The organism is Pseudomonas arsenicoxydans (assembly GCF_006438915.1).
GTDB lineage: Bacteria > Pseudomonadota > Gammaproteobacteria > Pseudomonadales > Pseudomonadaceae > Aquipseudomonas > Aquipseudomonas arsenicoxydans_A.
The window spans coordinates 22,540-41,596 of the sequence record NZ_RCZE01000010.1; the positions used below are offsets into that span (position 1 = coordinate 22,540).

The 19,057-nt window shown below is 57.6% G+C and carries 14 protein-coding genes and 2 pseudogenes; 6 read left to right on the forward strand and 10 right to left on the reverse strand.

Features of this window, described 5'->3' with window-relative positions:
* Nucleotides 1–28: 28 nt before the first annotated feature.
* Entirely contained in the window at nucleotides 29–1,558 is a 1,530-nt protein-coding gene (locus EAH78_RS20455) for a DUF1254 domain-containing protein (protein ID WP_140669143.1), read from the reverse strand.
* 117 nt (nucleotides 1,559–1,675) lie between these two features.
* Nucleotides 1,676–2,692 (reverse strand): AraC family transcriptional regulator, encoded by a 1,017-nt coding sequence (locus EAH78_RS20460; protein ID WP_161599699.1) that lies wholly within the window; start codon nucleotides 2,690–2,692, stop codon nucleotides 1,676–1,678.
* Nucleotides 2,693–2,788: 96 nt separating this feature from the next.
* On the opposite strand from EAH78_RS20460, the gene EAH78_RS20465 reads away from it, so the two are divergent.
* A complete protein-coding gene (locus tag EAH78_RS20465; RefSeq protein ID WP_140669145.1) occupies nucleotides 2,789–3,943 on the forward strand; it encodes an AraC family transcriptional regulator in 1,155 nt (384 codons plus the stop codon).
* A gap of 26 nt (nucleotides 3,944–3,969) precedes the next feature.
* Here EAH78_RS20465 and EAH78_RS20470 read toward each other — a convergent pair whose 3' ends face one another.
* The 3 genes from EAH78_RS20470 to EAH78_RS20480 form a co-directional block, all read right to left on the reverse strand.
* Nucleotides 3,970–4,833, reverse strand: a complete 864-nt coding sequence (locus EAH78_RS20470) for an MBL fold metallo-hydrolase (RefSeq protein WP_140669146.1) — start codon at nucleotides 4,831–4,833, stop codon at nucleotides 3,970–3,972.
* 76 nt (nucleotides 4,834–4,909) lie between these two features.
* Nucleotides 4,910–5,167 (reverse strand): hypothetical protein, encoded by a 258-nt coding sequence (locus tag EAH78_RS20475; RefSeq protein ID WP_140669147.1) that lies wholly within the window; start codon nucleotides 5,165–5,167, stop codon nucleotides 4,910–4,912.
* A gap of 87 nt (nucleotides 5,168–5,254) precedes the next feature.
* The gene (locus tag EAH78_RS20480) at nucleotides 5,255–6,442 is read right to left on the reverse strand and encodes a thiolase C-terminal domain-containing protein (RefSeq protein WP_140669148.1); all 1,188 of its coding nucleotides are present in this window, start codon (nucleotides 6,440–6,442) and stop codon (nucleotides 5,255–5,257) included.
* Between the two features lie 228 nt (nucleotides 6,443–6,670).
* On the opposite strand from EAH78_RS20480, the gene EAH78_RS20485 reads away from it, so the two are divergent.
* On the forward strand, nucleotides 6,671–7,429 hold the full coding sequence (locus EAH78_RS20485; protein ID WP_161599700.1) for an SDR family NAD(P)-dependent oxidoreductase: 759 nt from the start codon (nucleotides 6,671–6,673) through the stop codon (nucleotides 7,427–7,429).
* Between the two features lie 176 nt (nucleotides 7,430–7,605).
* Nucleotides 7,606–10,275, forward strand: coding sequence for a LuxR C-terminal-related transcriptional regulator (locus EAH78_RS20490; protein WP_140669150.1), 2,670 nt, complete (start codon nucleotides 7,606–7,608; stop codon nucleotides 10,273–10,275).
* A gap of 111 nt (nucleotides 10,276–10,386) precedes the next feature.
* Here the strand turns inward: EAH78_RS20490 and EAH78_RS20495 are convergent, their stop codons facing one another.
* The gene (locus EAH78_RS20495; protein ID WP_140669151.1) at nucleotides 10,387–11,520 is read right to left on the reverse strand and encodes a saccharopine dehydrogenase family protein; all 1,134 of its coding nucleotides are present in this window, start codon (nucleotides 11,518–11,520) and stop codon (nucleotides 10,387–10,389) included.
* Nucleotides 11,521–11,962: 442 nt separating this feature from the next.
* Between EAH78_RS20495 and EAH78_RS20505 the strand changes: the two genes are divergently transcribed.
* The 3 genes and pseudogenes from EAH78_RS20505 to EAH78_RS20515 all read left to right on the forward strand — a co-directional run.
* Entirely contained in the window at nucleotides 11,963–12,259 is a 297-nt protein-coding gene (locus EAH78_RS20505) for a CoA transferase (protein ID WP_240051915.1), read from the forward strand.
* Nucleotides 12,260–12,485: 226 nt separating this feature from the next.
* A complete protein-coding gene (locus EAH78_RS20510; protein WP_140669153.1) occupies nucleotides 12,486–13,679 on the forward strand; it encodes an acyl-CoA dehydrogenase family protein in 1,194 nt (397 codons plus the stop codon).
* Nucleotides 13,680–13,691: 12 nt separating this feature from the next.
* Nucleotides 13,692–14,009, forward strand: a pseudogene (locus EAH78_RS20515) (acyl-CoA dehydrogenase family protein); the annotation flags it as partial.
* 502 nt (nucleotides 14,010–14,511) lie between these two features.
* On the opposite strand, the gene EAH78_RS20520 reads toward EAH78_RS20515, so the two are convergent.
* The 4 genes and pseudogenes from EAH78_RS20520 to EAH78_RS20530 all read right to left on the reverse strand — a co-directional run bounded on the left by EAH78_RS20520 (nucleotide 14,512) and on the right by EAH78_RS20530 (nucleotide 19,046).
* A complete protein-coding gene (locus EAH78_RS20520; protein WP_140669154.1) occupies nucleotides 14,512–15,705 on the reverse strand; it encodes a hypothetical protein in 1,194 nt (397 codons plus the stop codon).
* Between the two features lie 1,345 nt (nucleotides 15,706–17,050).
* A pseudogene (locus EAH78_RS33415) lies at nucleotides 17,051–17,167 on the reverse strand (IS3 family transposase); the annotation flags it as partial.
* A gap of 74 nt (nucleotides 17,168–17,241) precedes the next feature.
* Nucleotides 17,242–17,952, reverse strand: coding sequence for a GntR family transcriptional regulator (locus tag EAH78_RS20525; protein WP_140669155.1), 711 nt, complete (start codon nucleotides 17,950–17,952; stop codon nucleotides 17,242–17,244).
* Between the two features lie 71 nt (nucleotides 17,953–18,023).
* The gene (locus EAH78_RS20530; protein WP_140669156.1) at nucleotides 18,024–19,046 is read right to left on the reverse strand and encodes a proline racemase family protein; all 1,023 of its coding nucleotides are present in this window, start codon (nucleotides 19,044–19,046) and stop codon (nucleotides 18,024–18,026) included.
* Between the last annotated feature and the right edge of the window lie 11 nt (nucleotides 19,047–19,057).

The window sequence follows — 19,057 nt, forward strand, 5'->3', positions numbered from 1 at the left end:
GATTCCTTACATTGTCCGCGTCAAAGGCTTACTTGATCTCTTCGATTTCACCCGGTTGCCAGGTCTTGTCGAACCAGGCATCGAGCGGGCCATAGAGACGGAAGAGGGTGTTCCAGCCTTTGCCAGGGAGGGTCTGCACCCAGTTGCTTTCCTTGCCGGGTGGCGGCTTGGGACCGAAATACAGGTCGGCCGAGGTATCGGGGTTGATCACGATGCCTTTGCGCTGGCTGCCGATGCTCGGGAACTGCTGGTCGGTCTGCAGCATCGAGCGCGTCTGATTGTCGTAGAGCACGACGGACCAGAAATTCTTCGCCGGAATGTTCGGCGGCAGGTGCAGCCGGTAATTCTTGGCCCCGTCGAGTGGCTGACCCTTGGCATCGACGAATGCCGCCGCGTATTGCGAACCGACGCCGACCATCTTCTTCACCAGTGCGGGCGTATTGACTGTGGCATAGAAGAAGAAGAAGGAGCGCGCGTCGAGCTGGCGGATGCCGTCGCGCTGGAATTGATAATCGGCGCCGGAGAAAAGCCTGCGCCACGCGCTGTTCGGGTAGAAATATGCATCCGTCGATCGGGCTCTATAGGCGTTCGCCCGTGCCGTGGCGCTGCCGACCGCTGCCGCTTCGGTGAGGATCTTTTTCATCCGCGCGTCGGGCGCGAATGGCTTGCCTTTTTCGATGCCGATGGCGGCGAGCAATCCGAGTGTCTCAGGATCTTGCGCCGCGTTCGGCTCCTCCTGCACCACCTCGTTGACCTCTTCGAAGAACGAGAAGTCCATCGAGTGGATGGTGTTGATCGTTTTACCGGAAATGTTGACGAAGGTCGTCGCCGGTGGATTGGCGGCCTGGGCCAACGGATAGATGCGCAATTGCTTCTTGAAGCCATCGACCGCAGGTTTGGTGTCACCGTTTACCAAAAAGCCACGGCTGACGAACCAGTTGTTGAAAGTAGGGGATTTGAAGACGTGGTAACCCTGCGGGAGTTCCCCCTCGTAGTTCGGAGGTAGCAACAGGTATTTGCCACCCTGACCCTTGTCGGGCCCGGCGTTACCGAGATCTGTGACGTAGCGATACCAGAAATCATCGATGACGCCGAGTGTATTGGGTGGGCTTTCGATCACGACCGGCCCGTTCTTCAGATCGATCCAGCCCGATGCGTACACGTTCTCGCTGTTGCCCGTCAGGAACAGTGATCTGGAGTCCAGCAGGGTCTCGGCGAGGAACACTGTTCCATTGTCCGGACCGAGCGTCCTGATGGCTCTGCGCATCGCCGCTTGCGACGCTGCAGGAATGGTCGTGAGAAACGCCTGCACGCCGCGCTGGAAGTCGAGGTTGTCGTAGACCTTCTGCACGGTCTCCTCGTCCGGGAAACCGTCGGTGAAGTGCAGGGTACCGAGACGTGTCTCGAGGGTGTCAGGTGTCACGATCGAGGGCGGGATATCGGTCTTGTAGGACTGGGCAACTGCCGTCGAAGCCGCGAGTAAACCAAGCACGATGCAGAGGGACGATTTAAGTCTGCGTCTAGCACTTCCTGCACGGCTCGTTTGGGGCAATGTCATTCTTATTGTTCTCCATTGATGCGGACGAAGTCATCCAGCCGATGTTGGCTGCCCTATTTTGGGAACTGCACCGCATCAATGGTTTGTTAATGCACGACAAACATTTGTGATTGGATGTCACTGCGCCTGAGGCGAGGTCGAACGGATGCGGCGCCAGACACTGGGCGACATCCCATACCAGCGCTTGAAGGCGTGTGACAGTGAGCTTTGCTCGGCATAACCGAGTAACAACGCCACTTGGGAAATTCGCAGCGTCGGATCACTGAGATACAACGCCGCTCGTTCGCGGCGGATATCGTCCACCTGCTTCTCGAATGCCAGCCCTTGGTCTTCCAGGCGCCGCTGCAGGGTACGAACGCTGACGAAGTAATGGCTGGCGAGGGTGTCGAGTGTGCAACGGCCGGTTGGCAGGAGTTTACGAATCAGTGCATCCAGCTGATGTTCGAGGTCGAGTCCGGAGGCGTCTGCAATCCGCTCCAGATAGTCGGTGACGAGCGCCTTCATCTCTGGATCATTGCCGTCCATCGGGCGCGCAGTGTCACTTGCAGAAAATTCGAGCCCGAACGTAGCTTGCGAGAACTTCGACGGACAACCGAAGGCACGGGAATAGAATTCCTTCGTTTGCAGGGGGGCATGGGTGAAGAAAATCGCTCGCGGCCGGGCATTGGCACCGGCCAGTATCTGAAAAACATTGACGCCCGCCATGAGACACCATTGTTCGAACTGGCGCGCGATGCCCACTCTGGGCACTTTGAGCTGATAGCTCATACGCAGCCCACCGGCAATGGTCTGGCCTTGCAGTTCCACGGCCGGGTTCAGCAAGTTGATGAACCGCGCGGCAGCCCCGATGGCTTCGCCCACCGTTGCGCACTGGGTCAATACCAGCATGACCGGGCCGAGTGGCGCGCGTCCTTGTACTGAAGCGAGACGAATGCCGAAATCCGGGCATTCCAGGTCTTCGGCGCATGCCTCCATCAAGCGGATCAACGGTGCGCCAGGAATCTTCATATCGCTTTGATCAGGACCATGCAGCGGAAGATGAAAGCGTTCTTCGTAACGCACCACATCACCGCCCAGTTCCTCGATCAGTTTGGCAAAGCCCTGCAGTACCCAGCCGCGCATGTATGGCGTCATACCACTTCTCCTTGATGACGTGGCTGCTTGAAACGGCATTCAATCACAAATGTTTGTCGTGCATTAACAAAATTGCCGCCGGCGTCGGTGCCTAAAATGGACCGCGTCAGTCGACGCGATATCGCTCGGTGCCGACTTGGACAATCAGAGGTTTATACCGTGACGACAAGCAATGAATACAGCGATGTAATTGGCGCGCAGCGGGCGCTGAAAGATGGCTTTGCGCCGAACACGCCAAGCAGTGGTTCATCGATCATTGGTGCCTATGCCATCGCGATTGCCGAAGCGCTCGAAAACCAGGGTGCCAGCGCCGATCAGGTCTTTCACTCCTGCGGGGTGATGCTGCCTGCGACCACCGATCCGATGCTGCGCATCGATAATCAAACCATCGCAAAACTGTATGCCGCGGCCGTACAGGCCACAAAGGATCCGTGTTTCGGCCTGCGTGCCGGGGAGACCTTGCGTCCGGCCAATCTGCATGCGATGGGCTTTGCGCTGCTGGCCAGCATTTCCATACGGGACTTTGCGCAACGGTTGAGCTCGCTCTACCGCGTCATTTCGCAGAATGCCAACATCCGCGTAGAGGAACGAAACAACACGTTTCTGCTCATCACTTCGAGCGCAGCGGGTGCGCAGGTGTGCCATGAAACTCACGATGCTTACATCGCGTTGATCTTTGCGCTGTTGCGGACCATTTCCGGCAATCGGTTCCGTTTAAGCAGACTCGAGTTGATCCGACCTGCCTCTGAAGGCATGGCTCAGGTGTTTTCCAGCTACTTCCAATGCGACGTCGAGTTCAGTCGGCCCGAGATTGTGATGGCGATGGACCTCGACCTGGTGGACAAGCGGCTCCCGGGGGCCAACGAGGAGCTTGCCTTGAGTCATGACCGTACGGTGATGGAGTACCTTCAGCGCATTGAACGGGGCGATATCGTCAATCGCGTCCGGGCCATTGTCAGTAGCGAATTGTCCTCGCGTGCACTGAACAAGGATCGAGTGGCAGAGCGGCTGCACATCAGTACCCGCGGCTTGCAATTGAAGCTCGCCGCCAGAGACACCAGTTTTCAGGAAATCCTCGACCACACACGGCGCACCAATGCGCTCGCCTTCATGTCGCGCAGTTCGGTGTCGGTGACGGAAGCGGCTTTTTCCCTGGGTTTTTCCGAAGTCAGCAATTTTACCCGTGCCTTCAAGCGATGGACCGGCATGGCACCGAGCCAATATCGCCAGAGTCTCGGGTTGGAGCGCTGACAGGGCAGGGCAGAGCGCAATCGGGATCAAGAATCGAAGCCATTTAGAACCTGATACGAATCGAATGGCACATAACGCGATTGCCGGTCACGCAACACGCTCACCATCGCGACCTCGGGATCACGCGGCAGAATCAACCGGCCGCCGCAGGCCACCAGGTAATCCAACAATCGTTCTTTCTCATCGATCAAGGATTCTGGGTTGCGGTCATAGGCGCTGGTCACATCCAGTTGCAGCCACTGGCGCCCCGGCACCAGGTCACCGGCAAATATCACCGGGCCACCGGGCAAGTCGATCTCCGGCAATAGTTGCCCGGGGGTGTAGCCATCGCTGCCATGCAAGCGCCAACCAGCGCCGAGCTCGTCGCAGTCGGGGCCTTCGATCAGGTTCAGTCGACCACTGCTTTCCAATTGCCGCACTATCTGCGGCACAAACAGCGTCCGATCGCGCGGATGGGGCTGCCGTGCCCGGGTCCAGTGACGTTTGCTGGTGATATAGCGCGCCGCCGGAAACAACAAGCGAGGTGTCTCGCCGCCCTTGATCATCGCGCTCAGGCCGGCCGGTAATTGCGCGTGCAGATGAGTCAGCAACACCACATGAATGTCGTGTTCATTCAAGCCTTGCCGATTCAGACTATCCAGCAGACCCGGACTACCCGGCTGGCAGCGACAGGTGCGTGGTGTCGCAGCCAGCAGGGCATCGGCACCGGCCAGCACGAGAATATTGCGCCCGTTCTGTTGTACCAATAACCCGCGAGAAGCCAGTTCGACCCGGTTGTCATGGTCAGGCTTGACCCAGGCGGCCCAGGACTCGCGCGGGGTGTTGCCGAACATTACGCCCCCGTCGAGTTTGCGGCGCTTGCCGTCCAGCGTGGAAATCGTGCAATTCACACTCCGTACCTCTTCGAACGCATGCCGATGACATTGACGCTGTGCAATATCATCGGAAGATGAACACGCCTGATTTTCACGGACGCTGTTTCACTTTCATTAAAGGTTTCCAGTGCAGAAAACCAAAGAGCAGCGTGAGGACCAGGCTTGCACCCAGCGAGCCCCGGTAGCGCTTGACGAACTTGAACATGACGATGATCTCAAGCAGATGTGCAAGCAGCAGTACCACTGCAATGGTTTTCCAGAACGACCAGGTAGCGGGCAGCAAGCCTGCGGTGCCTGCTACACCTAGAACATAGACGCCTATGCACAAGAATTTCAGCAGTGCGATCAAAATGAATTCCCCTCTTGTCATGATCCGACTTGTCGGCAGATACACACGTGACACTCATTGCGTGCGTATCTGCGTCTCAACCGGGCTTCAATATTTCTTCAGAATGTGCACAAATCCCGCGCTGCCCAGACCGCCGTTGTGCTGCAACGCGACCCTTGCTCCCGGGACCTGTCGTGCGCCAGCCTGGCCGCGTAGCTGCCAGGTCAGTTCTGCCAGTTGGGCCAGTCCCGTCGCACCCAATGGGTGTCCCTTCGCCAACAGGCCGCCCGACGGGTTGATCACCCACTGGCCGCCATAGGTACCGCGTCCTGACGCGACAAAATCGTTCAACTCTTCCTGTTTGCACAGGCCCAGCGCGACATAAGTGGCCAATTCATTGCTGGCAAAACAGTCGTGCAACTCGATGACGTCGACATCCGTCGGTCCGATGCCGGCGTCTTCATAGGCTTTGTTGGCCGCATCACGACTCAATGCTTGAAACATGACATCCATGATGCTGCCTTCGAAAAAGCTTTGCTGGTCACTGCACCAGCCCTGACCGGCGAGGCGCACATCAGAGCGAATGCCATGCGCGCGGGCAAATTCTGGCGTACATACAATCACCGCGGCGGCACCGCAGCTCGGTGGGCAGGCGAAGTTTTTGCGCAGACCGCGAAAGATCGGTTTCGTCGCCAGGATTTCTTCGACCGTCAACGGCGTACGAAAAATGGCGTTTTCATTGTTGGCAGCGTGCTGGCGCGATTTGACGCACACCGAGGCAAGGGTCTCTTCGGTCACGCCTGTCTCAAGCATGGCGTCGACCTGAGCGCCGAACATGCAGACCGCCGGCGGCGTATCGCGCTCCTCTTCACTGAGGTTCATGAGGTTGGCGATCACTTCTGAGTGTCGTGCCAATGGGCTGACCTTGTCAGGAAAGACCATGTCGATCGCGCCTGCGGGCATCTGTTCGAAGCCAAGCGCCAGGGCGCATTCGACCTGCTGCCCCCGGACAGCCTGTACTGCCAGGGCAAACGCAGAAGAGCCACTGGCGCAGTTGTTGTTGACGTTGAAAATCGGGATGCCGCTGATAGCCACCCGATAGAGCGCGGTCTGTCCTGCGCAGCTATCCCCATAGACATAGCCGCAAAAGGCTTGCTCGATCAATGCATAGTCGATGCCGGCATCCTTGAGCGCCGCCCGTGTGGCTTGTTCACCCATGACATCGTAGCTTTGCGATTGACCCGGTTTGCGGAAAGGCACCATGCCTACGCCGGCGATAACAATATCGGTACTCATAGCGACTCCTTTTTCAACGTGGTGGCCAGTATCCACAATGCTCAGCGTTTGTAATTGCAGGGGGAGCAAGCTGATAACAAGTCAGGCACGCCGGGATAAATCGACGTTATGCGATGCCGTCGTGCATGGGACAAGACTTGTGCTTGCAAGGACAAGCCCAAGGGAATTCGGAGGGATAGTTTGACGGTGAATAATAAAAGCCATCTGGCATGAGTGAGGAGATTTACCGTGGAATTTACCGGAAAGGTTGTAATAGTAACGGGCGCTGCTAACGGCATCGGTCGTGCTTCAGCCATCCAGTTTGCGCGCCTGGGGGCGAGCCTGGTACTGGCGGACGTCGATGAAAAAGGGTTGCAGGAGACCCTTGAGGTGATTGGCGACAACGCAATCGTTGTTCACACCAACGTCGCGGATGAAGCCGCCTGCAAGGCCATGGTGCATACTGCGGTCGATACGTTCGGGCGGGTTGACGTGCTGTTCAGCAACGCCGGCATCTGCGGTGTTCGTGGGCGGACGGCCGAGGTGTCCGTAGCCGAGTGGCGCCGTGTCATCGATATCAATCTGAACGGCGTCTTCTTTTGCGCACGGGCGGCGATACCGGCCATGCTGGACAACGGCGGTGGGGTCATCATCAACACGGCGTCGGTGGACGGCCTGGTGGGCATGGCGACCCTGCCGCACTACACGGCCGCCAAACATGGCGTCATCGGGCTGACCAAAGCCTGCGCGCTGGAGCATGGACGGCAGAACATTCGCAGCGTTGCCATCGCCCCGGGTTACATTCGCACCGCCATGACCGAGAACAATCTCAGCAAGAACGAGCAGGCCATGTTAGAGACTATGGTTCCGGCAGGCGGCCGTGCGGGCACTCCGGAGGATGTCGCCAACCTGGTGACCTGGCTGGCCTCGGACAAAGCCGCCTATATCAATGGTTCGTGCCACACCGTGGACGGCGGACTGACCGCAGGCTTTGCGTTGCCGGATTGAGTGGGAGACCGCTGGCAAACTGAATAAAATGAGACCACGCAAACCGTTCCAGGGCTATCGTCTATACGCAAGGCCGTTACCCTGGAACAAGCAGATGAGTAGGGCGTTGATGGCTTAGACATCAATCTCCGGTCTCTTTCATACCGTGCACGGGATTGCAGAGAGGCATCGCCAACGTGGATCGCATAGAGCCTGAACTGGTGCTCAAGACAACTCCTCCGCGCAGCCAGAGGGGAGCGCAGGCGCGCGATCGACTGAGCATCGATGCCCCCGAATTGGCGAACAAGGTGGCCATCAGTGTGCAGGGGCCAGCCGGCTTCGGTAAGACAATGCTGCTGGCGCAATGGCGACGAGAGTTTTTGTCGCGCGGGGCAGTGGTTGGATGGTTGACCCTGGATACGCGTGATGATGGCAGTCGCCTTGCACTTGGCCTATCGGCAGCCATGGCGTTGGGCAGCGGCCGGCAGTCCTTTACCAGTACCAGTGATGGATCCTCAAGCCATGGTCGCGACGAGCTGGAAAGGTTGACCCACTGGCTAGCGGAGGTGGCCGACCTCGGCGGCGAGACAGTCATGATCCTCGACGAGGTGGACGCCTTGCCCGAGCCTACCGCCCGCCACTGCCTGACTTACCTGCTGCACAATGCCCCGGCCAACCTTCGCATCATCATGTCTTCGCGTCGCCGCTTGAGCTTTAACACCATTGACCTTGTGGCCCGAGGACTCTATGTCCGGGTCGCGGTGGATGCCTTGCGATTCCGTGGCGAAGAAACCATCGAATTGCTCAGCAACCGTTTCGGAACACGCATCGACGCTGATCTGTGTCTTCGCCTGCATGAAATCACCGAAGGTTGGCCTCTGGGGTTGCAACTGGCGATTGCGGCGATTGAGAAGAGCGCCCATCTGGAAGCCGCCGTTGAGGATCTCTCGGCTTGTTCCGGTGATATTCAAGGTTATTTCGTCGATAAGCTGGTTACCCGCCTGTCGGCAGAACAGATCGAATTCATTACCTGTCTCTCCCTGTTGGAAGTCATTCACCCTTCACTGTGTGCCGCACTAACGCGCAGTGAGCGGGCAGGGGAACTGCTGCATGAGTTATGCGCCTCGACACCCATCTTCGCCGAAGGGGTCGACAGCGACTGGGTTCGCTTCCATCCCTTGGCCAGAGAGTTTCTGCAGAGTCGTTTTCGAGATCTTGCGCAGGAGCAGCGAAGGACCCTCCATGAGCGGGCCGCGAACTGGTTGGAGGCGAATGCCTTTTTCGAGGAGGCGGCGCGGCAATACTTGCTGGCCGGACAGACCAGCAAGGGCTACCTGATGATCGAACAATGCCTTTACGAGGTTATGCTGCGAGGCCAGTTCAGCCGGGTGCTGGAATGGGTCGAAGAGCTGCCTGCCGAGGAAGTGGAATCACGTCCGCGCCTCTGTCTGGCGGCAGCCTGGGCCTTGGCAATGAGCGAGCGACATGTCGAGGCGGCCAGGTTGATCGCCTGTATCGAACAGGATCCGGCCGCGGATGAGGAAACGCGCTGCGAAGCCGCGGCGATAGAAGCCGCTGCAGCCTACTTTGCCGACCGGCCAGACGAATCAATGGCACTACTCGCTCCATGGATGGATAAATTGTCGTCCGGATCGATCAAGCTGCAAGCCATGGTCGCCAACCTGGTCGCCCGCATAGCCCTATTTCAGGGGCAGCCAGAAAAAGCCCGGCGTATCTTTCAGCGCGCACCGCACTACGCGTGGACCCCGCAGCTTGATGGAATCCGCGGTTACGGTGAATGGGTCGTAGGCATGACCTACTTGTGCGAAGGGCGTATGCCGCCGGCGGAGGCCGCTTTTCGCAAGAGTTTGCTACGCGCCGAGCAGGATATCGGCCGGCGCAGTTCCGTGGCGGTGATGCTCGCCTGTGGACTGGCCACGGTGCTTCTGGAACGAGGAGAGATCCAGGAAGCCACGACGGTACTCGCCAATCGGTTGGATGTTGTCGAGCGGTTGGCGTCGCCGGATGCGATTGCAATGGGATTTCTTACGGCGGCACGTCTGGCTGCGTTGCAGGGGCAGCCCCATCGCGGCCATGACTTGCTGGCGGCATTGTTCGCGCTCGGCGAAGAGCGGGGCATCGCGCGCTTCTGCATGGTGGCCCTGGGTGAACAAATCCGGTTGAATGCCTTGCTTGGCCGAGGCGATTCTTGCCTGGCACTCTGGAGACGGCTGGATGAGCGGGTGCCTGACGTGGCTCGCCAGCAAAGCGGTTTGTTGGGACAGGAACTGGCCCTGTTGGCCGGGCTGAGTAACGCCTATGTGTGTCTGGTCCAGCGCGACTGGGAGGCCATGCTGAACGTGCTCGCCGGGGCAAACGAGCTTGCCGAGCGTCTGCAGCGTGGTCGTGAAGTCGTTCAGGTCAAGTTGCTCAAGGCATTGGCACTCAAAGATTCAGGAGGGGATGGACTGTCAAGTTTGGTCGAAGCGATCAGCCTGGCTAACACCTACGGCTTGCAGCGCATCCTCCAGGACACTCATCCCGATCTCGTCACGTGGGCGCAGAAAGTCCGCCATAGGGAGGCTCAAACACCTGCGCAGGAAGCAACACCGCCCGTTGCGATCCGACGCCAGGAGCCTGTTGCCACCGGCATTTCGCCCAGCCGACTGCTGACGGCCAAAGAGCGGGAGGTGCTGCAATTGCTGGCACGCAACCTGACGAACAAACAGATAGCCCTTGCACTGGATGTCGGTGATGAAACCGTAAAGTGGCATCTGAAAAATCTGTACGGAAAATTTCATGCAGGCACCCGCAAGCATGTAGTAGATCGCGCCTACATGCTGGGCATTCTCGAGGCGTCTGGTTGAGCCAGAAGCATCCGGGTTGCCTGGCCCAGTCCTGAATATCTACCCACTCCAGCAAACCATTCTCTTGCCGGATCGCGCCAGCGGGCTGGCGCGACGTGCCCGGGTTGCTGGTCAGAGCGTGGTGACGACAGCGCGAGCCAAACCGCGTTCTTCGCAGAAGCCCAGCAGGTAACGGTGACCGAATGCCTTGGAGCCCGACGCAAAGCCTACTTTGGCATTTTCGCCGTTGAGCAACTTGATCACGCCCGCAACTTGCAAGGCGCCCGTGGCAATGTAGGCAGTGGTGCCGAACACTTCGGCGCGAACGGCCGAAAGCTGGCCGCGACCGATCGCGGTGTCAACCGTACGCATCAAGGTCGTACGCTCGCGTGGTGGCATCGCCGGGGTCGTCGCCTGGACGATGTTTTTAAGTACCTCATCCTGTGCTTCGGGCGGAAGGTGCTTGTATTCAGCTTCCCATTTCTGGTTTAGCGAATGCACCATCTTCATCGCGTCGTTGTCGTAGAAGCCGACGCACGAGACGCAGGAGCGCACGCGTGAATCATTCTCGAAATAGATCGGCAACGAAGTGCCGCCCCATGGCAAGGCGAACACCGCTTGCATGAAGTGTGGCGAAGGGATCAAGAACGACGCATCGACCGGGTGTGCCACCAGTTTTTTGTCCCACAGGTAGCAATGCTCGGCGCGGTACATCTCGAAAATCGAAGCGGTGGATCCGACCGTTACACCGGCACCAATACCGCGCTGGCCACGGCACAACGCCGAGGTTTCCAGTGCATCGATGCCGGGGTGTTCGAGCGCCAGTTCGGCGGCGATCTCCGAGAAGGTATTCATGTACGCCAGTGACGGCGAAACCAGCAAGCCGGCCTGGGCGAAGCGCTCGCCAAACTGATCGCGGACATTGCGCACAAAGGACTGTTCGCCAGTGGTATCCAGGTAATGACAGCCGGCATTAAGCGCCGCTTCAACCGTGGTGAGACCAAATTTGGCGAAAGGGCCCACGGTATTGCACACAACCTTGGCACCCTTGAATGCCTCGGTCAGCGATTCGACGGTGTGGTCGACTTCGATGATTTCGTATGTCGCAGACTCCAGTCGCACCACGCGCTGCGCCATCATTTCACGGGTACGCCCGGCATCGCGCGCCACAGCAGTAAACGCAATGTTCTGGTCGATCAACCAATCCATAATCAGCATGCCGGTATAACCACTTGCGCCATAGACAACGACGGAATACTTAGCCATTTTTTATTCTCTTGATGTTGTTGGGTATGCGAAACAGGCGGAGCAGTGCACGACGATTCGAATGGCCGGCCTGTTCAAGACCTGCCTGTTAACGGCAGCGTCGACCTTGCCGGGCATTTCGGGTGGGCACATCTCGATTTCGCGGGGCTGGACCTGCCGTTTCTGCGTGCTCGACTTGAATGTTCAAGTCGTCGACACAAACAAATCGATACATGACACCGTTACCTGCACCGTCCAAAAGTAGTGAGTTCGATACCCCTGACGGCCCCCCACGGCGGGGGGGTATTGAACGAGTTCGATATTCTGGATGCGCCCACAGGACCTCGGCATCGCCCGCAGCGGCCAACAAAGTGGGGAACCTGTCCATGCCCGAGAACATCACGATTGAAACCTCCCCCGGTTTGATCTTGCCGGTGCCGCTATCGAACCGCAGTTCTATCAATTGCTGCTGGAGTTGTGGGGTATCGACGATCCGGACTTCAAGCAGCAATGGCAGAAGCAGGACTGGCCGCTGCTGCGCCAGAAACTGGAGACCTTATTCCTGACTCGCACCCGTGATGCCTGGACCCATCTGCTGGAAGGTACGGATGCCTGCTTTGTCCCGGTGCTGGATATCAGCGAAGCGTTTACCCACCCGCACAACCGCGCTCGCGGCCTGTTCATGGAAACCCACGGCGTATTGCACCCGGCACCTGCGCCGCGCTTGAGTCGTACTCCAGTAAAGGCGGGAGGGTGGTAAAAAACGGCGAGCACACCCTGGAAATCCTTGAGCAACTTGGCCTTGGCGTTGGGCAGATCGACGAACTGCGTAACGTTGGCGCGATTGTTTGAAGGTATTTACCATTTAGATGTCAATCCCCCCTTCCGCGGGGGGGAGGTCACTCTGATCAATCTTCTACCGTTGCTGCCAGTGGGTTAGTCGAACTGTCCTTGCCCACTTTCAGCCGAACGTGAGGAGTACATCAGTGGACATCCAATTCACCCCTGCCGAACTGGCCTTCCGAGACGAAGTCCGTACGTTTTTGCGTGACAAACTACCGGCCGATATCGCAACGCGCGGTCGCCACGGCAAGCGTTTCAACAAAGAAGATCAGGTTACCTGGATGCGCCTGCTCAATGAGCGGGGATGGTTGGCCGCCAGTTGGCCTGTGGAGTTCGGCGGCACCGGCTGGGGCGCAGTGGAGAAACACATTTTCGAGGAAGAATGTGCCGCTTTCGGCGCTCCGTGGGTCGTACCGTTTGGCGTCAACATGGTTGCCCCGGTGATCATCAAGTTCGGTACGCCTGAACAGCAGGCGCGCTTCTTGCCCCGCATCCTCACCACTGAAGACTGGTGGTGCCAAGGCTATTCTGAGCCGGGCGCCGGTTCTGACCTGGCCGCTGTAAAGACACGCGCTGTGCGTGATGGCGAACACTACTTGGTCAATGGCCAGAAGACGTGGACCACACTGGCCCATTATGCCGACTGGATCTTCTGCCTGGTGCGCACCGACCCTGGAGCGCAACAACAGCGGGGCATCAGCTTCCTGTTGATCGACATGAAGACCCCGGGCATTACGGTGCGTCCGATCATCACCCTCGACGGTGAGCATGAAGTCAACGAAGTGTTCTTCGACAACGTGCGCGTGCCGATGGAAAACCTGGTCGGGGAGGAGAACAAGGGCTGGACGTGCGCCAAGTACCTGCTCACCCACGAGCGCACGAGTATTGCTGGCATCGGTCAGGCCAAGCAGATGCTGGGCCGGCTCAAACACATTGCCACCCAGGAGCAGCGAGACGGCTTGCCGTTGATCGATGACATCCAGCTGCGCATGCAGATCGTCGAGCTGGAAATCCAGCTGATGGCGATTGAAATGAGCAACCTGCGCATTGTCGCCGCTGCCGGCGACGGCGGGGTGCCGGGCACCGAAAGCTCGTTCCTGAAGATCAAGGGCAGTGAAATCCGCCAGGCCATCACCTACCTGATGAGCAAGGTCCTGGGCCCGTATGCCATGCCCTTCGTCGAAGAAGAGCTGGGCTATCTCAAGCAAGCGGACCTGTATCGCGACTACAGCACCACGCCAGCCAGCCAGTACCTCGATATGCGCAAGACCTCGGTCTATGGCGGTTCCAATGAAATCCAGAAAAACATCATCGCCAAGATGATTCTAGAGCTGTAAGGGGTATACCGAATGGACTTCAAACTTTCCGAAGAGCAGCAAATGCTGCTGGACACTACTACGCGCCTGGTGCGTGACAATTATGGGTTCGAAGCGCGTGAAAAGTTCGCCGAGAGCGAGCTGGGCTTCAGCGCTGCCTTTTGGCAGCAATTGGGCGAACTGGGCCTTACCGCCGTGCCATTTTCCGAGGAGTTCGGTGGCTTCGGTGGCAGTGGCGTGGACACGCTGGTGATCATGACCGAGCTGGGGCGTGGCCTGTGCCTGGAACCCTACCTGCAATCAGTGATCTTTGCCGGTGGCTTGCTGACTCAACTAGGCAGTGATGAGCAATGCACTTATGAAAATGCCTCGCTGGCTTGGCGCGATCGTCCAACGGAAACGAACGAGCCATGCGTGGAAGGTCTGACAGCGCCAAGGGCGCTCCACACCGAATCAAACCTTTGGATTTATTAATGCGTAACTCGAATTGCACCACATCCGGGTCACCATGCATCGTGTTAGCAATCGCGGCAATATTAGGGTTGTGGGGCAGGGGATTGAGCTCATTCCAATCCGAATGCCCCAGCCTCAACTGATTTTCCTACCGGCCAAGCCGCCGGCCGGGAACCCTATAATCGCTCCCCAAACCCAGCAACTCCCGAGCTAACACTGCAAGCGGAGCGCGCAGGCGTGAGGATGGATGCCCGCCAGGGTCAAGACACGCGCGGGGCGCGGGCTTGATTCACGACAGCCGCGCTCGAAGAGCCACGCCCATCGTTACTTCTTCTGCCAATGAGTTCGACACGGAGGGCCGTGCAGCTTCACATTGTCAGATGTAGGCGCCCCGTGAATATCATCGAGACCACCTATGAGTGGTCGGTTTTTTACAGGCGAGTTCCAGATTCGCACGCGCCGAACGCCTCACTTGGCTGAACGTCAACTGGGCGAGTTTTGCCGCGGTTTCTGCTGCGTCTAGCAATGTCTCATCATTCCTTGCAGCATCAGCAATAGCGACCCGATGTCGCCGAATCATGGTCTGGACACCTTCGCTAGCCATGACTTTCGAACTCTGAGTTTCCGTCAACGTGCAGACATCAGGGAGCGCACCTCCGGTTGGCAGTCCTCGAGATTCAACATAATCCTTCAAAATCCCAATGAACTGGGTGCAGAGCGGGCGCTCAGTTTCCAGAGGTGCCCCCGGGTTATCAATGTATACCCAGGAACTGCAGCGAGGCGGATCAACAGGTTCGGGCGGGTGCTGGTAAGTCATAAATTGGCTGAGCAAACCTACGTGCTGGCCGTCCCGAGACAAGCCGGATAGCGGAATAGTCGTGAATCTGGCCACCGCGAGCATGAATCGGCACATCTCGTACTCAGGACTGGTTAGGCGCCAGCGTTCGAGGTGTGCGAAGAGCCAATCCATTTCGAGGGGCGATAGATTGGCAGCGTCCAAGGCCTTATCAGACGGGGTTTCAGGAGGCTTGGCCATCACAGGAGCCGGCTGTTTTCGAACGCCGATACGCCACAAATATTGGAGAAAATGGAAAGTAACTCCATGGACTTGGCGCATCACCGTGCTGACGATCGGGGCCTTGGGGTCGGGTCGGTAACATGGGCGCCAGCTCGGATTGATTGGCTGATTTGTGAGAGCCGGATAGCCACTGAGCAAGAAGCGAAATCCAGCCGGACTCTGAGCGACCCAATTGTCGTCAGGCTGTTTTATAAAGTGTAGAAATCGCGTCAGGCTCTCGGTATCCCACTCGGTCATGGGCCGCCGGTCAACCAGGAAACTCCAGTTCAGGGCCATATGCAGCACAGAGGTGTAGTCGCTGTATCGACCTGCCCAAGGTGTTTGCTTGATTTGCATCGATTCGAGGATGAAATCCGCCGCGTGACGGCACATTTCGACTGGGCGGCAGGACGGGTCAATGTCGGATAACCGTCGCAGAACATGGATGTTTGCGGGGAAATCCATGCCTTCGTCTAAGCAGCGAACGAACACCCACATCGTAGGGAAAATGGGGAACGGGTTTGACGTCCAGTTCATAAGAAATGCACGTTTTGTGAGCTCAGGAAAAGTGTAGTTCGGAGAACTCAATGTGGCCGACGTAGGACTCGCCGTGATTATTTTGGAACGGTGATCCGCGGAAATGCTTTGATGCGGTGTCGAAGTCTTCGTCGATAAACGATCGCGAGATGCTTCAACTTATTGGCAAGAGATGCTTACGCCGGCGAGCAGATGTCGATTGTTGCTTGTCGCTTGTCGGCCGATGGAGATCCGTCGATGGGTGGATGTTTGGCAGATCAAGGGAAGGAGTATGATCAATCGACTGGAGATTCTCGGGGCTGAGATTTCACGCCCAGAGCATCCAGTATCAAAAAACGATTCTGAAGACACAGGATCGAGCAGAAAAGGGCAAGCCTATGAATTCTCAAAGGTTCTTGCGTCCAGATTTAGAAATTTTCCGTCCAGTAATTACGAAAGGCTGACAGATGAACATATCTAACATAGCACCTCGTTTAACATAATATACATTATGCGTACCATCGTATTCTTGTGCGGGGGTCAGTGGTGGTCAGATTTCAACCCAGGCGCAGCCTCTCAGTCATTACGAAAAGGCTTTAATGAACAGATCCAAAACTCGATCAAGCTTGTACTCACAGACAAACAGTTCATCGGTTGTGGAATCGACGAAGGCACCTTGACGTCCAGCATCGTCAACGTTGGCAACGGCGCTCTGTTACCACGGCATGCGTTATTGTCGAGCCACCTTTGTGGGTTGAGCGTTGCCGGTAAAGCGCCGTTGAACGCTGATTTGTCGTCGTAAATCCAAATCTTGGCATGTGGTGCGATAACCGATCGCTCAATCTGCTCGATAGGAACAGACAACGGCTTCGCTTCGCTCAACGGAATCTGTGCGGAAAGTCGATGTTATCCAGGGCGAGTATCCAACCCCTACCAACAAAGATGAACGGTACGATTACTTGCCGCTAACTCGGCCTCAGAGATCATCTGCTTGAGCAAGTCCCTTGGACTCACAGCACCTAGAAGCCGGTCGTGACGTGCAAAGAGCATTAAATGAGAGTCCTTAAATGCCCTTATCCACTCTCACAGGTCTTTCAATTTTTGCAGCCCAGTTAGTTAAAGTGCCCCTTAAGGCTAGTCTGTGAGCCAATTCCGGCACTTCACTGCAGCAATGCGGATATATGCGTTAATATTATAACTAAACTAAATGACTGTTTTGTTTAGTTATAATAGATAGGGCGTAGAAAAGGAACGACATGTTAACCACGTCAAACCATCCGCTGCTTAAACTTCTGGCTACCCTGCCCCAGTTTTTCACGGCCCTTCGGGAGGGCTGCGTAGCTGAAAAAGCTCTCGGTTAAGGCTTTGGTAACGCAACCGCTAGTTTGGCGTCAGATTTTTCTGGGCGTCGCCGATACCCAGTCTGAGAACGCAAACCTTCAAGGCGCACTAACCTAGCCACCCGATGGCAGCCACATCTATCGTCAACCTCGCACAGATCAAATGACGCTCGATTGGCCGGTACCGCGTCCGGGCATGAGTAATATCAACGCCCTCTCAACCCACCGACATCTTCTCGGTAAGGTTCTGTTGCAGGTACGCGAGGAAGCGTTGTCGGAACAGCATTGTATGCTCGTGCGCGGCCTTCTCTGCTTCGTCGGGATTACGCGCCTGTATTGCATCGACGATTTCATCGTGGTCGCGGCCGAGGGAGGTTGAGCTACTGGCCGTACTGACGATGTAGTCAAAGTGCAGGTGAAGCAGGCGTTGACCTTCGCCCAGCAGCTTCTCGTAGTAACTGATGAAGTACGGGTTCTTCCCGGCCTCGGCAATCGCCATGTGCAATGCCTTGTTGGTTTCGGACATTGCCTGGAAGTCCCCGGCACTCACGGCGTCCAGATAGGCCGCGTCGGCACCACGAATACGCAACAGGTCTTCATCGGTACGGTGCATGGCCGCCAGGCGGGTTACCGCGCGCTGGATCAAGTCGAGGGCCGAAATGTAGTTGGGGAACTCTTCGATTTCGAAGGGTGTCACCAACAGCGTGCGGTTCGGCAGGATGGTCACCAGGCCTTCGCTGATCAGACGCGCAAGCGCATCACGCACTGGTGAGCGGGACAGACCGAACTGCGCGGCCAAGGACACTTCGTCCAAGGGCACGCCTGGCTTGAGCTTCAGCGTCAGGATCTGCTTGCGCAACTCTTCGTAGATGTAGCGACCGCCATGGCGTTTGGCACCACTGGTAGCTTCAGTCGTTTCTTTGCTCATAGGGTCATGCTCTCGACAGTGCGGGCCAGTCATCCGGCCAGCCCGCAACTTTAACATCTGCCCGGGAATAGTTAGAAACCCTCACCCCAGGTATCACTCAACATAAAACCGGCCGCCAATGGGTCGTCCGGATCGACGCCAATCTGGTGCAGCCCATAGATCCACGCCCGCCCGGTGACTCTGGGCAAAATCGCCGGTTTTCCGCCCACATTCGTCAGCCCCAGCAGCTCGACCTGAAACTCGCCGCCAATGGTCGAACGCGAGATGAGTGTATCCCCCACTTCAACCAGATTGCGTGCGCTCAAGGTCGCCAGGTTCGCCGAGCTGCCCGTGCCGCAGGGCGAGCGGTCGACCCGCCCCGGAGGCAGCGTGGTACAGGTCTGGTAGGTGCGCCGATTTACGCGGTGGCGGAACATTACATACGCTACTTCGTCGAGTGTCTGGAACAGCGGGTGGCGCACTTTCACCTGCTGATTGATCAGGCCTTTAAGGCGAACACCTTGAGTCGCCAGTTCACGGGCGTTCTCGGGGGCAATGGTGAGGCCGATCTGGTCAACGTCCACCAGCGCGTAATAGACACCGCCGAAGGCAATGTCTGCCTTGATCACACCAAAGTCTGCAGTTTCGATCGGCATATCCAGATGCTCGACAAAGGACGGCACCATATCCAGCGAAACGCTCTGACAGCGCCCATCCGCGCACTGGGCACGGGCGGTCACCAGGCCCGCCGGGGTGTCGAGCACCACCGTGGTCACGGGCTCGACCATCTCCACCATCCCAAGCTCCAGCAGGGCGGTGACCACGCAAATACAGTTGCTGCCGGACATCGGGTGAGCCTTGTCCGCCTGCAGCACGATGAACCCGGCCTGGGCTTCGGGCCGGGTTGGCGGCAACAGCAGGTTCACCGACATCTGCAGGCAACCGCGCGGCTCCAGGATCACCAGGCGCCGCAAGCTGTCGTCGACTTCGTTGATGTAGTTCATCTTGTCGAGCATGGTCTGACCGGGGATATCAATGACTCCGCCGGTGATGACCTTGCCGATCTCGCCTTCACAATGCACATCAGCCATCTGCAGCGTCTTTTTCCAGCGCATGTCCGGTTCCT

What these genes read in the sequence shown, in the direction of transcription:
- EAH78_RS20520 (WP_140669154.1), bottom strand. Translation starts at nt 15,705, where the DNA reads ATGAACTGGACGTCAAACCCGTTCCCCATTTTCCCTACGATGTGGGTG.
- EAH78_RS20455 (WP_140669143.1), bottom strand. Translation starts at nt 1,558, where the DNA reads ATGACATTGCCCCAAACGAGCCGTGCAGGAAGTGCTAGACGCAGACTT.
- EAH78_RS20460 (WP_161599699.1), bottom strand. Translation starts at nt 2,692, where the DNA reads ATGACGCCATACATGCGCGGCTGGGTACTGCAGGGCTTTGCCAAACTG.
- EAH78_RS20465 (WP_140669145.1), top strand. Translation starts at nt 2,789, where the DNA reads ATGGACCGCGTCAGTCGACGCGATATCGCTCGGTGCCGACTTGGACAA.
- EAH78_RS20525 (WP_140669155.1), bottom strand. Translation starts at nt 17,952, where the DNA reads ATGAGCAAAGAAACGACTGAAGCTACCAGTGGTGCCAAACGCCATGGC.
- EAH78_RS20495 (WP_140669151.1), bottom strand. Translation starts at nt 11,520, where the DNA reads ATGGCTAAGTATTCCGTCGTTGTCTATGGCGCAAGTGGTTATACCGGC.
- EAH78_RS20530 (WP_140669156.1), bottom strand. Translation starts at nt 19,046, where the DNA reads ATGCGCTGGAAAAAGACGCTGCAGATGGCTGATGTGCATTGTGAAGGC.
- EAH78_RS20480 (WP_140669148.1), bottom strand. Translation starts at nt 6,442, where the DNA reads ATGAGTACCGATATTGTTATCGCCGGCGTAGGCATGGTGCCTTTCCGC.